General features: G+C 60.9%; 11 protein-coding genes. 7 read left to right on the top strand and 4 right to left on the bottom strand.

Annotated elements, in window-relative coordinates; genetic code table 11:
- The first annotated feature begins 126 nt into the window (after window positions 1-126).
- The 5 genes from BM344_RS08275 to BM344_RS08255 all read left to right on the top strand — a co-directional run bounded on the left by BM344_RS08275 (window position 127) and on the right by BM344_RS08255 (window position 4,703).
- Window positions 127-1,719, top strand: coding sequence for an isocitrate lyase (locus BM344_RS08275; protein WP_091988150.1), 1,593 nt, complete (start codon window positions 127-129; stop codon window positions 1,717-1,719).
- A gap of 369 nt (window positions 1,720-2,088) precedes the next feature.
- On the top strand, window positions 2,089-3,042 hold the full coding sequence (locus BM344_RS08270; protein WP_091988147.1) for a dentin sialophosphoprotein: 954 nt from the start codon (window positions 2,089-2,091) through the stop codon (window positions 3,040-3,042).
- A 79-nt stretch (window positions 3,043-3,121) separates the two neighbouring features.
- Window positions 3,122-3,448: a hypothetical protein gene (locus BM344_RS08265; RefSeq protein ID WP_228143577.1), complete on the top strand. Its 327-nt coding sequence runs from the start codon at window positions 3,122-3,124 to the stop codon at window positions 3,446-3,448.
- 14 nt (window positions 3,449-3,462) lie between these two features.
- The gene (locus BM344_RS08260) at window positions 3,463-4,158 is read left to right on the top strand and encodes a C39 family peptidase (RefSeq protein ID WP_091988145.1); all 696 of its coding nucleotides are present in this window, start codon (window positions 3,463-3,465) and stop codon (window positions 4,156-4,158) included.
- A 125-nt stretch (window positions 4,159-4,283) separates the two neighbouring features.
- A complete protein-coding gene (locus BM344_RS08255; protein WP_091988143.1) occupies window positions 4,284-4,703 on the top strand; it encodes a hypothetical protein in 420 nt (139 codons plus the stop codon).
- 7 nt (window positions 4,704-4,710) lie between these two features.
- On the opposite strand, the gene BM344_RS08250 is transcribed toward BM344_RS08255, so the two are convergent.
- Both BM344_RS08250 and BM344_RS08245 read right to left on the bottom strand, forming a co-directional pair.
- Window positions 4,711-5,787: a transporter gene (locus BM344_RS08250; protein WP_091988141.1), complete on the bottom strand. Its 1,077-nt coding sequence runs from the start codon at window positions 5,785-5,787 to the stop codon at window positions 4,711-4,713.
- Between the two features lie 13 nt (window positions 5,788-5,800).
- A complete protein-coding gene (locus BM344_RS08245; protein WP_091988138.1) occupies window positions 5,801-7,180 on the bottom strand; it encodes a sigma-54-dependent transcriptional regulator in 1,380 nt (459 codons plus the stop codon).
- 296 nt (window positions 7,181-7,476) lie between these two features.
- On the opposite strand from BM344_RS08245, the gene BM344_RS08240 reads away from it, so the two are divergent.
- Window positions 7,477-9,300 (top strand): SLC13 family permease, encoded by a 1,824-nt coding sequence (locus tag BM344_RS08240; RefSeq protein WP_091988135.1) that lies wholly within the window; start codon window positions 7,477-7,479, stop codon window positions 9,298-9,300.
- A gap of 150 nt (window positions 9,301-9,450) precedes the next feature.
- Window positions 9,451-10,818: a selenoneine synthase SenA gene (gene senA / locus BM344_RS08235; protein WP_091990922.1), complete on the top strand. Its 1,368-nt coding sequence runs from the start codon at window positions 9,451-9,453 to the stop codon at window positions 10,816-10,818.
- Between the two features lie 23 nt (window positions 10,819-10,841).
- Here the strand turns inward: senA and BM344_RS08230 are convergent, their stop codons facing one another.
- Window positions 10,842-12,416, bottom strand: a complete 1,575-nt coding sequence (locus BM344_RS08230) for a cation:proton antiporter family protein (protein ID WP_091988133.1) — start codon at window positions 12,414-12,416, stop codon at window positions 10,842-10,844.
- 36 nt (window positions 12,417-12,452) lie between these two features.
- On the bottom strand, window positions 12,453-13,397 hold the full coding sequence (locus BM344_RS08225) for an alpha/beta fold hydrolase (protein WP_091988130.1): 945 nt from the start codon (window positions 13,395-13,397) through the stop codon (window positions 12,453-12,455).
- Between the last annotated feature and the right edge of the window lie 92 nt (window positions 13,398-13,489).

The following is a 13,489-nucleotide window of genomic DNA, read 5'->3' as shown; positions in this document are numbered from 1 at the left end:
CGAAACCACTAAAGTAACCGTCAACGTCAGCGCTTAGCTCAAAAAGTGAGCAGGTTGTTGGCTTCGGAAGTCGCAGTTAGCTTTTCCGTACCTACTTAGAAAACCAACGTAGAAAGGATTGAGATCATGCCCTACGCAAAAGACGTTGACCAGATTGCTTCCCTGTTGAAGCAGCACCCGACCTGGAACGCCATCAACCCGAAGCACGCCGCTCGCATGCGCGCCCAGAACAAATTCAAGACCGGTCTGGATATCGCCAAGTACACCGCCAAGATCATGCGCGAAGACATGGCGAACTACGACAAGGACAGCTCCCAGTACACCCAGTCCCTGGGCTGCTGGCACGGCTTCATCGGTCAGCAGAAGCTGCTGTCCATCAAGAAGCACTTCGGTACCACCAAGCGTCGTTACCTGTACCTGTCTGGCTGGATGGTTGCGGCCCTGCGTTCCGAGTTCGGCCCGCTGCCTGACCAGTCCATGCACGAGAAGACTGCCGTATCCGGTCTGATCGAAGAACTGTACACCTTCCTGCGTCAGGCGGATGCCTGGGAACTGAACCACCTGTTCCGCGCCCTGGAAGAAGCCGAGAAAGCCGGCGACAACGCCAAGGCTGAAGAGCTGATCAAGCAGATCGACAACCACGAAACCCACGTTGTGCCGATCATTGCCGACATCGACGCTGGTTTCGGTAACGCGGAAGCGACTTACCTGCTGGCCAAGCAGATGATCGAAGCCGGTGCCTGCTGCATCCAGATCGAAAACCAGGTATCCGACGAGAAGCAGTGTGGTCACCAGGACGGCAAGGTTACCGTTCCCCACGCCGACTTCCTGTCCAAGATCAACGCTGTGCGTCTGGCGTTCCTGGAGCTGGGCGTGGACGACGGTGTTATCGTTGCCCGTACCGACTCCCTGGGCGCTGGCCTGACCCAGAAGCTGGCCGTCACCGACGAGCCGGGCGACCTGGGCGACCAGTACAACAGCTTCCTCGACGGTGATTACATTGAGGACGCTTCTGAAATCAACAACGGCGACGTGGTCATCAAGTCCAACGGCAAGCTGATGAAGCCCAAGCGTCTGGCTTCCGGCCTGTTCCAGTTCCGTCCGGGCACTGGCGAAGACCGTGTTGTTCTGGACTGCATTACCAGCCTGCAGAACGGTGCTGACCTGCTGTGGATCGAAACCGAGAAGCCCCACGTTGGCCAGATCGCCGGCATGGTAAACCGCATCCGTGAAGTGGTGCCCGATGCCAAGCTGGTCTACAACAACAGCCCGTCGTTCAACTGGACCCTGAACTTCCGTCAGCAGGTATTCGACGCCTGGAAGGAAGAAGGCAAGGACGTATCTGCCTACGACCGTGACAAGCTGATGAGTGAAGAGTACGACAACACCGAGCTGGGTCAGCTGGCTGACCAGTGGTGCCAGAACTTCCAGCGTGACGCGTCTCGCGAAGCGGGTATCTTCCACCACCTGATCACGCTGCCGACGTACCACACAGCGGCCCTGTCCACCGACAACCTGGCCAAGGGCTACTTCGGCGACGAAGGCATGCTGGCCTACGTTGCGGGTGTACAGCGCAAGGAAATCCGTCAGGGTATCGCCACCGTCAAGCACCAGGATATGGCGGGTTCCAACATCGGCGACGACCACAAGGAATTCTTCGCTGGTGACGCGGCCTTGAAGGCCGGTGGTAAAGACAACACCATGAACCAGTTCGGCTAATCGACGGTTCGGATGTTGCCAGGGCGCGCCAGACCCGCCCTGAACCAGAAACCCCGCAGACGCGGGGTTTCTGCTTTTCTGACACCATCGGTTTGCCTTACCTGACTGTTTTTGAAGGATAAAGCACGGCGCAGTCAGAATATCCCTTCCCGCGTGTTTCATCACTGAAACAGATTGCCCCGCCAAAACCGGCGTCCGGCTGGTGCTCTGCTCGAGAAAAGCCCGCAAAAACAAGCACCCAGCATCGCCAGGACGATTCTGGCACGGGAATCGCTCCGTTCATCAGGCGGGTCTGAACCTTGGCTTACCCGATAACGGACGGGGTGGGTCGGATCCCTTCAAAGCCAATAACTCAAAGGAAATGACGTCATGAACACCAAGAAAGCACTGCTAGCTGCTGCCATCGCAATGACCATGGGTATTTCCGGCCTGGCCTACGCGGATCAGGGGGGTGATGGAGATCCCAACACCAATGCGGACAACACCTCCACTGCCAATAACGGTTACTCCGGTAATACCGATTCGGCAAACGATAACTCCACCAACACGGACAACTCGAACAACTCGGATAACTCCGATAATTCCGACAGCTCCGACAACAGCACCAACGTGGCGGATTCGTTCAAGATTGCCGAAAGCGGCAATGACATGTCGGATAACTCCGATAATTCAGACAACTCTGATAATTCGGACAACAGCACCAGCGTGAACGACTCGTTCAAGATCGCTGATAGTGGCAACGACAACTCGGACAATTCCACCAGCGTTGCCGACAGTGCGAACGACAGTTCCGACAATTCCATCAACACCGCGATCACTGACAGTGGCAACGACAGTTCCGACAACTCCACCAATGTGGCGGACAGCGGTAATGACAGTTCGGACAACTCCACCAACGTGGCGGACAGCGGCAACGACAACTCGGATAATTCGATCAACGTTGCCGACAGTGGTAATGACAACTCGGATAACTCGACCAACGTCGCTGACAGCGGAAACGACAGCTCCGACAACTCCACCAACATTGCGGACAGTGGCAACACCACAGTGTCTGGCAGTGGCAACGACAGCTCCGACAATTCCGTGGTGCTGGAGCTGGATGTGTTCCTGAACAACGCCGATCTGGACGGTTCCGTCTCCGGTGTGTCTGCGAACTACGGCGATGCCAACGGGCGCCGCTCCTACACCGAAGCCCGGGCCTCCAATGAAATCTCCGGAGGTTCTGCGAACTTCACCGGTGTCGGGGCCTTTGCCCAGAATGCCGGCGTGGGCAGCGTGACCCAGGCTAATGTGAGTGTCATGTCCAATCTGTCTACCCAATAGCCGAGGGAAGCCGGCCGCATCCTTTCCGGGGTGCGGCCAGCTCTCAGCAAGGAGGCATGCCATGACGAGGATTCCCGGAATGGCATTCGCAATTGCGTTGATTCTGGTCGGCGATCCACGGCCTTCCCAGGCGGAGGAGCTGCTTGGCCTGACCCCCATGAGTGCGGAACAGCTCGAGCAGTCCAGCGGCCGACAGGGCTTGCCGGTGCAGTGGCAACTGAACGATACCGAGCAGAATGCCATCGTCAGTGACAACGTGTTGAGCGGCAACGTCGCCACCGGTGACAACCGGATCATGGACCAGGCGTTCCAGAACATGAGCGGCATTGCCACGGTGATACAGAACACGGGCAATCAGGTGGTGATTCAGGACAGCACCCAGATCAACGTGCACATAAACCAGTAGCGGGGAGGTGGGCCATGGTGTCCAAGGTCTTGATGGCGGCAGGCCTGGGGGCTTTGCTGGCGCTTTGGCCCCCGGCCCACGGCGGAACCGTCGCGGTGCCGGGTATTGCTGGCAGCCTGGAGGTGCCGGTCACCAGCTTTCAGGCTCAGCGATTCCGCTCCGTCATGCGTCAGCAGTTCGATTTCAGCTGTGGATCTGCCGCTCTCGCCTCTCTGTTGACCTATCACTATAACGACCCGGTGTCGGAGCAGGACGTGTTCACGGGCATGTTTGAGGTTGCCAACCTCGAGAAGGTCCGGCAGGAAGGTTTCTCCATGCTCGATATGAAACGGTATCTGGAACAGCGTGGGTACAGGGCGGATGGTTTCCGGATGCCACTCGATGGGCTGCGCACGAAAGTCCGGTTGCCGGTCATCGTGCTGGTCAGTTTTGACGGCTACCGCCACTTCGTGATTATCAAGGGCATCAGTGACAACGCGGTGCTGGTGGGTGACCCCGCCCGCGGTCTCAAGGAGTACAGCAAAACGGAGTTTCTGGAACACTGGGATGGTGCTGCGTTTGTCATACGCAGTCACCTTGAGCAGGGACGAGCCAGTTTCCTGCTGGCTGGCGACTGGTCTGGTATCGCCCGAGCGCCGCTCTCCAGCGCCCAGGAACCGTCAACGATTGGCCATAGCTTGCCGTATTGGCCCTCATCCAGGGAGTGGTGACGATGAATGTCGGCTTGTCTTCAAGAATACTGTCAGCGTGGGTTCTTTCATGTGCCATCGCCGGGGGCGCCAACGCAACCTGGCCGGAAGACGCGGGTTTGCCCCTTTCCGACACGGAGCTAGCCATGCTTCGCGGCGGGTTCGTGGGCCTCGACAATCTGCAGATCAGCATCGGGCTTGAGCAACGGGTCGCCATTGATGGGAAGATTCTGATCCTCAACCGGCTGACCATTCCAGACCTGAATAAGGCGGTGGACGCGGGCCGGATCGCCGCAAGAGTCGAGCAGGCTCTGGCAAACGCGCTGCCAACGGGTAACGCCGCCATTGTGACCTCTTCGCAGCCAGGCACGCCTTCTCCCGCGGTGGGAGCCGGTTCGGGTGTCTCCAGCCAGGTGAATGCCGGTCAGTGGATGACGGTGATCCAGAACCGCGTCAACGGTACCGTTATCCAGAGCCTGCAGCAGCTGAACATTGAGCTGAATAACCTGGGCGCCATGTACAGATTGCCCCACGGTATCCGTGGTTCCATTCCGGTCATGCCCTGATCGGTCCTCAGAGGCTGAACGGCAGCCGCAGCGTGATCTCGGTGTTTGGGGCGCTGTCGGTAACGCCGACACCGACCGAGAGGTTCAGGCTGGCATCCGGTGACAGTCGCTGGGACAGTCCGAACGACAGGGTGCCAACGTGGATCCGGTCGAAGTTGGCATCGAACAGGTTGTTGTCCAGTTCAATAGCTGTCTTGCGAATGATCGAGTGGTCGTAACTCAGGCTGAAGGAGGTCCGCTCGTTGAATGCGAAGCCCATTCCGAACCCGAACCGGATCACGTCGCCAGCATCAACCTTGCCACCATTGTCCGGTCCCTCGTTCTCTTCCCGGGTCCAGACATAGCTGAGGTTGCCAAACAGGACCGCAGGGTCCGACGGGTAGATAAAGGACAACCCGGGTTCGAAGGCCCAGTATCCGGAGCCCGTTGGCCGTTCGGCCAGCTCCACCCCGATAGGATTGCCCTGGCTGTCGACAATGGTCTCCCGATCCACGTCGTAGGGTCCCTCGCCCGTGGGCGCTTTCGCGCGAATCACGCCAATAATGTAGGGCCAGCCGTCCAGCCCGTCATTGATCTGGTAACGGAATGCCAGTTCGACATCGCCCAGTCCGTCACCGGAGGACTCGCGCAGCGTATCAACCGGGGTGCCCTGAAAGGCCTCCCGCTCCCGCAGATCCTCGTCAATCTTGAGGTAGGGCACTCGCAGCGACGCCTCGAAGCGGCTGGTAAAACCGTACTTCAGGGACAGCGCGCCCACCAGAACGTCCCGCTGTATCTCGGAGATATTGATCAGGCCCACCAGCAGGGCGGGTATCACGGTGTATCCCTCAACGGCGACTTGCGTCGAGTTACTGTGTGCGTAGGAGAAGGAGGGCTCGATGGTCAGGCGCCCGGGACGGGTGACGATACCCCGGTCCACGGTTATCGAGGCAATGTCGGTGGCCTGATCCTGTCCGCCCTGGCGGGTGGTGTTTGCAGCCGACTGTGCCGCGGCGCTGGCGCCGTCGCTCGCCTCCTCCGACGCCGCCGGCAACGCGAAGGCGACGGTTAACACCGGTAGCAGATAGAGCGCTGTGCTGTTCATTGATCACTCTCCTTTACTCGCGTCCTGTGTTCCACCCCGCTTTTCCGTGGTGCAACTGGTGTTTTTCCATCAGCCGGTACATCGAGACCCGTGAGATCCTGAGCAGTCTTGCGGCTGCCGAGACGTTGTTCCGGGCCAGGGCAAGACTGACCGAGATCGCTTCACGGTCGGCCCGGGAACGGAAAGCATCGAGGGAAAGTTCTGTTCGAGCGTTCTCGGTGGCGACGGGAAAACCAAGATCCTGGGGCTCAATGCGGGGCCCTTCGCTGAGCAGCAGCGCCTGCCCCAGGCGGTTCTGGAGCTCGCGGAGATTGCCGGGCCAGGCGTGCTCGGTCAGGGAGACCATGGCCGAATCAGTGAGACGAAGGCCGCGTCCTCCCGAGGCAGTCGCCGACAACAGGCCGGTAACCAGTGCCGGAAGGTCCATCCGGCGTTCCCGGAGCGGGGGCATGCGAACATGCAGGCTCCCCAGCCGGTAAAACACGTCACTCCGGAAGGCTCCCACCTCAACCAGTTGGTCCAGAGGGCGGGTGCTGGTGGCGATCAGCCGGGTATCGATCCGTATCGGGTGAGTGGAGCCCAGCCGCTCGATGACACCCTCCTGCAGGAAGCGGAGAATGGCGGATTGCTGCTCGGTTGAAAGTTCATCAATGCCCATCAGAAGCAGGGTGCCGCCTTGGGCTGCCTCAATCCGCCCTTTCTGGGCGCTCATGGCGTGGGTGAAGGCCCCTTTTTCATGACCGAAGAGCTCATTCTGGGTCAGTGACGGCGGTAGGGCGGCGCAGTTTACCACCACCAGGGGCTTGCCCCGTCTCGCCGAGAGCCCGTGGATGTACTTGGCCGCCGCCTCCTTGCCGGTGCCGTTTTCACCATCGATGTGTACCGGCTCGTCGGTTTGGGCAAACCGTTGCAGTAAGTTCCGGACCCTCACGATACCCGGCGAGTTACCGACAAGTGCACAGTTGTGGTAGGTGCCCGACCGGGTATCCGGGAGGCTTGCCTGCAGCACGGACATGCCCCACAGGTGTCCGATAAACGCGCCAAGGCGCTGAGGCCGCAGTGGCCGGGTGTGGTAATCGGAACAGAATCGTTGAATCAGGCGGCGCAGCTCGGGGTTGCGAAGCTGGTCGGCTTCGACAATGGCAACCCACCGTTCCAGAGGGAGGTACTCGAGAATTTTTTCGAGCGCTGCCAGGGCGTCTGACGCCAGTGCGCTGGTGTCAAATACTCCGACTCTGGCTTCCGGGTTGATGTCCGGCATGGCGCTCCCGAAGCTGTCCGGCATTGGCTTTAATGAGTAATACAGCAGTCGCCAGCCACGGAACACGGGCTCGCTGGCGAGAAAATCCGGGTATGCCGCCGACAACCAAACGAGCGGTCGTTTTTCCTCCATGGCGACTCTCCTGCGAAGGGGTCGGGAAAACGGACTGCACAGCGTTCAGTAAAGGTTGGTGCTACCGGAACGGCTCGATCCGATCACTGCCCTGTGACCGCAAACGGCTGGGGGAAACAGGCAAAATACTCCTGTTAACTGCTATACAGGTTATATGCCAGTTCAAACAGGTGTTGCCGATTCAGTCGGTTATGAGCCGGCGCTGTCGAACTTCGGCGTTTCCTGTAAAGTTTGCCGACACAGGCCCGGCACCGGGTGTCGCGGCCGTCAAACGGGATGATCACCAGGGAGTCCGTGTGACCGCCAATCAGATAATCATCTTCTCGGTACTGGCCAGCGCCCTGGCGTTGTTTGTCTGGAACCGGATCCGCTTTGATCTGGTGGCCCTGCTCGCTCTGCTTGCGGTGGCCGTCGCCGGCATTGTTCCCACCGACCGGCTGTTCGATGGCTTTGGGCACCCGGCCGTGGTCACCGTGGCGGCGGTTCTGGTGATCAGCCAGGGCCTGGTGAATGGTGGGGTGGTTGACCGTCTTGCACGTTTGCTGGGCAAGGTTGGCCACCGGCCGACGCTGCAGGTCCTGATGCTGACCTCGGTTGTGGCCCTGTGCTCGGGGTTCATCAACAACGTGGGTGCCCTGGCGTTGCTGATGCCGGTGGCCGTGTGGATGTCCCGCGAGGCCGGGCGCTCGCCCTCGGTACTGCTGATGCCCCTGGCGTTCGGATCGCTGCTGGGCGGCACCATGACCCTGATCGGCACCCCGCCCAACATCATCATTGCCAGTTATCGTGAGGCCGGGTCTTTCGGCATGTTCGACTTTGCGCCGGTTGGCGTGGCCATCACCCTGGCCGGGATTGGCTTTATTACGCTGATTGGCTGGCGACTGACGCCAAGGCGTGGCAAGGCCGACGACGGTGGCAAGCTGTTCAGCGTCGGCGATTACGTGACCGAGCTGCGGGTACCCGAGGATTCCTCCCACGCCGGCGCTACCCTGCACAATCTCCTGACCGGCGCCGATGCCGAGGAGGACGTGGTGGTGCTGGCGCTGATCCGGGATGGCAAGCGTAACCTGGCGCCGACGACCTTTTCCGTGCTGCGCGGCGGCGACCTGCTGCTGGTGGAAGCCGGCACCGACGCGTTGCAGGAGTTTCTGGACAAGACCCAGCTGGAGCTTGCCAACGTTGCCGGAGCAGAGGAGGACGAGGCCGATGACCCGGAAGGCGACGGGGACTCGGCAGACGAGCCCGAAGAGCCGGCTCTGGCAGAGGGGGACGTCCGTCTGCTGGAGGCGGTGATTGCGCCCGAGTCCGTGCTGATCGGTCAGACGGCAAACCGCCTGAACCTTCGGGAGCAGCGGGGGCTGAACATTGTTGCCGTGGCCAGACAGGGGCAGCGACTGGAGAAACGGCTGGGTGATATCCGATTCCAGTCCGGGGACATCCTGCTGGTCCAGGGACATGAGCAGACTCTGCGGGCGACGCTGCAGAACCTGGGGTGCCTGCCACTGGCGGAGCGCGGTCTGCGATTCGGCCAGGAGCGCAGTGGCCTGCTCTCCGGCGGGCTGTTCCTGGCCGCCATCACCCTGATTGTCGCCGGTTGGCTGTCGCCTCCGGTGGCGCTGGTGGCCTGCGCCGTCGTGATGGTGCTCACCGGTGTGCTCAGCCACCAGGAAGCCTACCGCGCGATTGACTGGCCGGTGATTGTCCTGCTGGCGGCCATGATTCCGGTCGGACAGGCCCTGGAGAGCACCGGGGCGGCCAGCCTGATTGCGTCCTGGATGCTTGAGCTCGGCTCCGGCAGTGAGCCCTGGCTGGTGATTTCCATTGTGCTGGCAGGCACCATGCTGCTGTCGAATGTCGTTAACAATGCGGCAGCGGCCATCCTGGTGGCTCCCATAGCCCTCAGCATTGCCAGCCAGTTGAATGTGTCGTCCGATGCGCTGCTGATGGCCGTGGCCATCGGTGCCTCATGCGCCTTCCTGACGCCGGTCGGGCACCAGTCCAATGCTCTGGTCATGGAGCCTGGCGGGTATCGTTTCGGCGACTACTGGCGCCTGGGCTTGCCGCTTTCGGTGATCGTCACCCTGGTGGCCACTCCCCTGATCCTGATGGTCTGGGTCTGAGCGGACGCAGCTGATGGCGGATCCGATCCGATGGCGCTGTCTGTCCGTAAACCCCAGCTTTTGCAGAAGACCGGTTGAATTGGTTTGGCGTCCGTTTTTCGCTGTCTGTTATGCTGATGGGCAGTCAGGTTGAGGTGGATGATGGGTGATATGACCACGATAGAGCGAATCGACGAAGCCAGAGCCGAGCTGCTGAGCCAGCTGGAGTGGACCCGGAAGCGTACCGAGGCCCTGGTGACCTCCCTGCCTGAATCGGCATTGGACGTACCCTACCATCCCGGCGTCAATCCGCCTCTGTGGGAGATGGGCCACGCCGCTTTCTTCTACGAGGTCTTCGTGTTCAATCTGCTGGACGGCACCCCCAGCGTCGATCCTTCCATGGACGATCTGTGGGATTCCTTCCACGTGGAGCATCGGGACCGGTGGAACCGCGAGCTGTTCCCCGGGCGGGAGCAGACCCTGGCCTACTTCAACCTGATCTACGACCGGGTGGCCGAACGCATCCGGACCCAGCCGCTGACCGACCAGGCCCGTTATCTGTACCGGTACGCTATTTACCACCAGAACATGCACATCGAGTCGCTGATCTGGTGTCGTCAGACGGTGGGTTATCCGGCGCCGCCGGGCACCGACTGCTATCGGCCGGCACCTGGCGAGGGGCAGGGTGGTGATGTCACGATTCCGGCCGGCGAGTGGCTCATCGGCATGCCGGGCGAGTCGGAGGCCTATGCCGGTGAAGACTTTGCTTTCGACAATGAAAAGCCGGCCTTCAAGGTTCGCCTGGACGCGTTTGCCATCTCGAAACATCTGGTCAGCAACCGCGAGTTCCGGGAATTCGTCGAGGACGGTGGCTATCGTCGGCCCGAGCTGTGGTCGTTCGGGGGGCGCAAATGGTTGCAGACTGAGACCGATGTGGCCCTGGTCCATGGCAGTGCTGAACCGTTGATGCGGACTCCGAAGCACCCCCTTTACTGGCGCTGGCACGAGGGTCAGTGGCAGGAACGGCTGTTCGATCAGTGGCAGTTGCTGAATCCGGAGGCTCCGGTCACCCACGTGACTTTCTGGGAGGCCGAGGCCTACTGTCACTGGGCCGGTCGACGGCTGCCCACCGAGTTTGAATGGGAGGTGGCGGCGCTTGGCAACCGACCGGGCGGGCCTGCACGTCGTTTCCCCTGGGGTAATGACACGCCGGACGACCGCAGGGCCGATCTCGACGGTCGGGCCATGGCCCAGAATCCCGTCACCGATTACCCCGAGGGCGACAGCCCCTTCGGCTGCAGACAGATGACGGGTACCGTCTGGGAGTGGACCAGCAGTCAGTTCTTCCCGTACGACGGCTTCAAGGTGGATGTGTATCCGTTCATGTCCACCCTTCAGTTCGGCGACCACAAGGTAACCCGTGGCGGCAGCTGCGCCACGTCGTCCTGCCTGATACGCGGTACCTATCGCCAGGCCTATCTGCCGCTGCGCAATGATGCGTATACCGGCTTTCGCACCTGTGCACTTGGCGACCCGTAGGCGCGGAGCCTCCGACGCTCTGGCTAGTCAGCTGCGCCGGCCAACGGTGCCGATCCCGAAGCGCTCCTGTCGGTGATGTGACTGGCCAGTGCCACGCCGGTTTCACTCATGGTCAGGTAGGCCTCGTCGGCGCCCGCCTCACGGATCTGCTTTGCTTCGTCTTCGTACATGGTGTGGGCGACGATATAGCCCTTGAAACCCAGCTTCCTGAGCATACGCGCGGCGATGAGCTTGCCCTCGATGTCGCCCATTGCCAGGATCACGGACTGAACGGCAGGCATATGCAGCCCGTTCCAGAAGGAAGCATCCTCGGCGTCGGCGAACACCACATTGCGGCCGGCTTTCTGGTGCTGGCGGGCTTTCGCCGGATCCGAATCCAGCCCCATCAGCCGGGCTTCGTCGTCGGCGAGCCAGTCGTAGGCGGCGGTTCCGGTACGGCCCATCCCCATGATCAGCACCCGGGTGTCGCCCAGGGAAATAGGCTGCTCGTCGGGGTGATGCTTGCGGCCTTCAAACCGGCTGAGGTTTCTGGCATAGCGCTCGTAAATGCCGTGGGAGAAGCGATTCAGCGGCGCCGACACCAGGAACGACACCGAGACCGAAATGGCCAGGGGAACCAGCCACTCGGGCAGCGCGACGCTGGCGACAATCAGGCCGAATTCGCTGTAGTTGGTCAGCGCCAGGGCACTCAGGAAGCCGCTGCGGGCCCGTAACCGGAACGCCAGCAGCAGGAAAAAGAACAGGATACCCTTGAGTGGCAGCACCAGACCGGCGATCACGGCAAACAGGAGGGCGTCGGAATCCGGGAGCCCGCCCATGCCAATCTGCAGGAAAAACCCGACCAGGAAAACTTCCTTCACGCTCCAGAGCGACTTTGACAGTTCCTGGGCCCGAGGGTGATTGGCGAGCATGGCGCCAAAGATGAGGGCGCCGAGTTCGGAACTGAGCCCCACGGCTTCGAAACCCAGCCCGCCAACAACCAGGGCCAGCAACAGGCCCAACAACACCAGTAGCTCGTCGTGCCCGCTGGCGTCGAGCAGGCGGAACAGCAATGGTCGCAGCAGGGGCAGGCCAAACACAATCAATGCCCACTGTGACGGCGTCTTGCCGGCAGCAAGACTCATCACCACCAGGGCAATCAGGTCCTGCATGATCAGGATGCCGATGGCGACGCGGCCATGGAACGCACGTAGCTCCCGTTTTGATTCGAGCACCTTGGCCGCCAGCACGGTGCTTGAGAAGGACAGGGCGATGGCCAGCATCAGCGCAGTCGACCAGGAGACGTCCAGGAGCAGGTAGACCCCCGGCGCGAATACCGCGCAGGTTATGGCGAAATGCAGGAGGCTGCCGCCGATTACCTCGGGGCTGACGATGGAGCGCAGCTTGAGTTTCAGGCCAACAGTGAACAGCAGCAGGAGCACACCGAGGTGCGCGATGTGCTGGAGCACGCCGGTGGCCTCGATGGCAAGGCTGGTGGTCTCGGCAATGCCGCTCAGTACAAAACCGGCTGCAAGGTAACCCACCAGGGGCGGCAGGCCCACCATTTTGACCAGCAGGCCGAGCACAAAGGCAAAGGTAATCCAGATGGCTTCAGGCATGGGTAACGCGAGGTTTCGGTTTGGACGCAGGCAAGGCTAGCGTGTTTTCACCGACTCGGCCAGAAATTGTCGGAACAAACGAGCCGATTCCTCTGGAACTTCGATCATCGGTGCATGACCAACACCCTCCAGAATGACCTTTCGGGCATCGGGTATCTGCTGGACGAAAATATCGGCGTTACGTGGATCGGTGATCCGGTCCTCCTGCCCCCAGACGATCAGTACCGGCGCCTGAATCTCCGTGATGCGCTCGCTGAAGGCGGACGCCATGGTGCTGTCGCGGATATCGCTAAAGATGACCGTATTGACTTCCCGGTTTGCGATGGCTTTTTCCTCCATCACGCTGTACACGGGCCAGGGCACGAAGGGCTTCTTCTCGAGGGCGAAATCGACCAGGCGTTCGAAGTCGCCCTCTTTGGTGGGAATAAGCGGATTGTCACCGGCCATCACCTGATCGGAGAGGTCGGACTCGTAGGCCCAGATGCCCGCAGGATCGAACAGGGTCGCGGAGCGGATCTGCCCGGGGAAGTTGGCTGCGTAGAGCGCGGTAATGGCGCCGCCCATGGAGTTGCCCATCATGTGAAACCGGTCCAGGCCCAGCTCGTCCAGGATAGTTGCCAGTCGATTGGTCTGTTCGTCGAAGTGGTACCCGATGTCGAGCGGCTTGCTGCTGTCGCCGTGTCCCGGCAGGTCAATGGCATAGACGTTGAAATCACCGGTCAGGTGCTTGGCAAGCCGGGTCCAGTTATCCTTGTTAGCGCCGAACCCGTGAATCATGACAATGGTTTCGCCATCGACCGGCTGCTCGTTGCGCAGGTAAGCGATTGTCAGTTCACCGACCACCAGGGTGTCCGCCTCGAGGCCTGACATTGAACGTTCGAGACCGATTGCAGTGTCGTAAAGGCCCTGGCGGGAACAGGCACTCAGCAGTAGTGAAACGGTCAGCACGAACAGCAGGTTGCGGGTGGCAAAACGGGGCATGGCGGGCTCCTTGGCAATCGGTGGGTTAGCGTCCTCTGCGAGGCGTTTACATTACCCCATAAAAAAGCCCGGTCAATGACCGGGCTGTGTTT

Source organism: Marinobacter gudaonensis, from assembly GCF_900115175.1.
Lineage (GTDB): Bacteria > Pseudomonadota > Gammaproteobacteria > Pseudomonadales > Oleiphilaceae > Marinobacter > Marinobacter gudaonensis.
Note: the sequence above shows the minus strand (reverse complement) of the source record. Positions and strands in the feature narration are given on the sequence as shown.

What these genes read in the sequence shown, in the direction of transcription:
- BM344_RS08275 (WP_091988150.1), top strand. Translation starts at nt 127, where the DNA reads ATGCCCTACGCAAAAGACGTTGACCAGATTGCTTCCCTGTTGAAGCAG.
- senA (WP_091990922.1), top strand. Translation starts at nt 9,451, where the DNA reads ATGACCACGATAGAGCGAATCGACGAAGCCAGAGCCGAGCTGCTGAGC.
- BM344_RS08230 (WP_091988133.1), bottom strand. Translation starts at nt 12,416, where the DNA reads ATGCCTGAAGCCATCTGGATTACCTTTGCCTTTGTGCTCGGCCTGCTG.
- BM344_RS08270 (WP_091988147.1), top strand. Translation starts at nt 2,089, where the DNA reads ATGAACACCAAGAAAGCACTGCTAGCTGCTGCCATCGCAATGACCATG.
- BM344_RS08265 (WP_228143577.1), top strand. Translation starts at nt 3,122, where the DNA reads ATGGCATTCGCAATTGCGTTGATTCTGGTCGGCGATCCACGGCCTTCC.
- BM344_RS08260 (WP_091988145.1), top strand. Translation starts at nt 3,463, where the DNA reads ATGGTGTCCAAGGTCTTGATGGCGGCAGGCCTGGGGGCTTTGCTGGCG.
- BM344_RS08245 (WP_091988138.1), bottom strand. Translation starts at nt 7,180, where the DNA reads ATGGAGGAAAAACGACCGCTCGTTTGGTTGTCGGCGGCATACCCGGAT.
- BM344_RS08250 (WP_091988141.1), bottom strand. Translation starts at nt 5,787, where the DNA reads ATGAACAGCACAGCGCTCTATCTGCTACCGGTGTTAACCGTCGCCTTC.
- BM344_RS08255 (WP_091988143.1), top strand. Translation starts at nt 4,284, where the DNA reads ATGCTTCGCGGCGGGTTCGTGGGCCTCGACAATCTGCAGATCAGCATC.
- BM344_RS08225 (WP_091988130.1), bottom strand. Translation starts at nt 13,397, where the DNA reads ATGCCCCGTTTTGCCACCCGCAACCTGCTGTTCGTGCTGACCGTTTCA.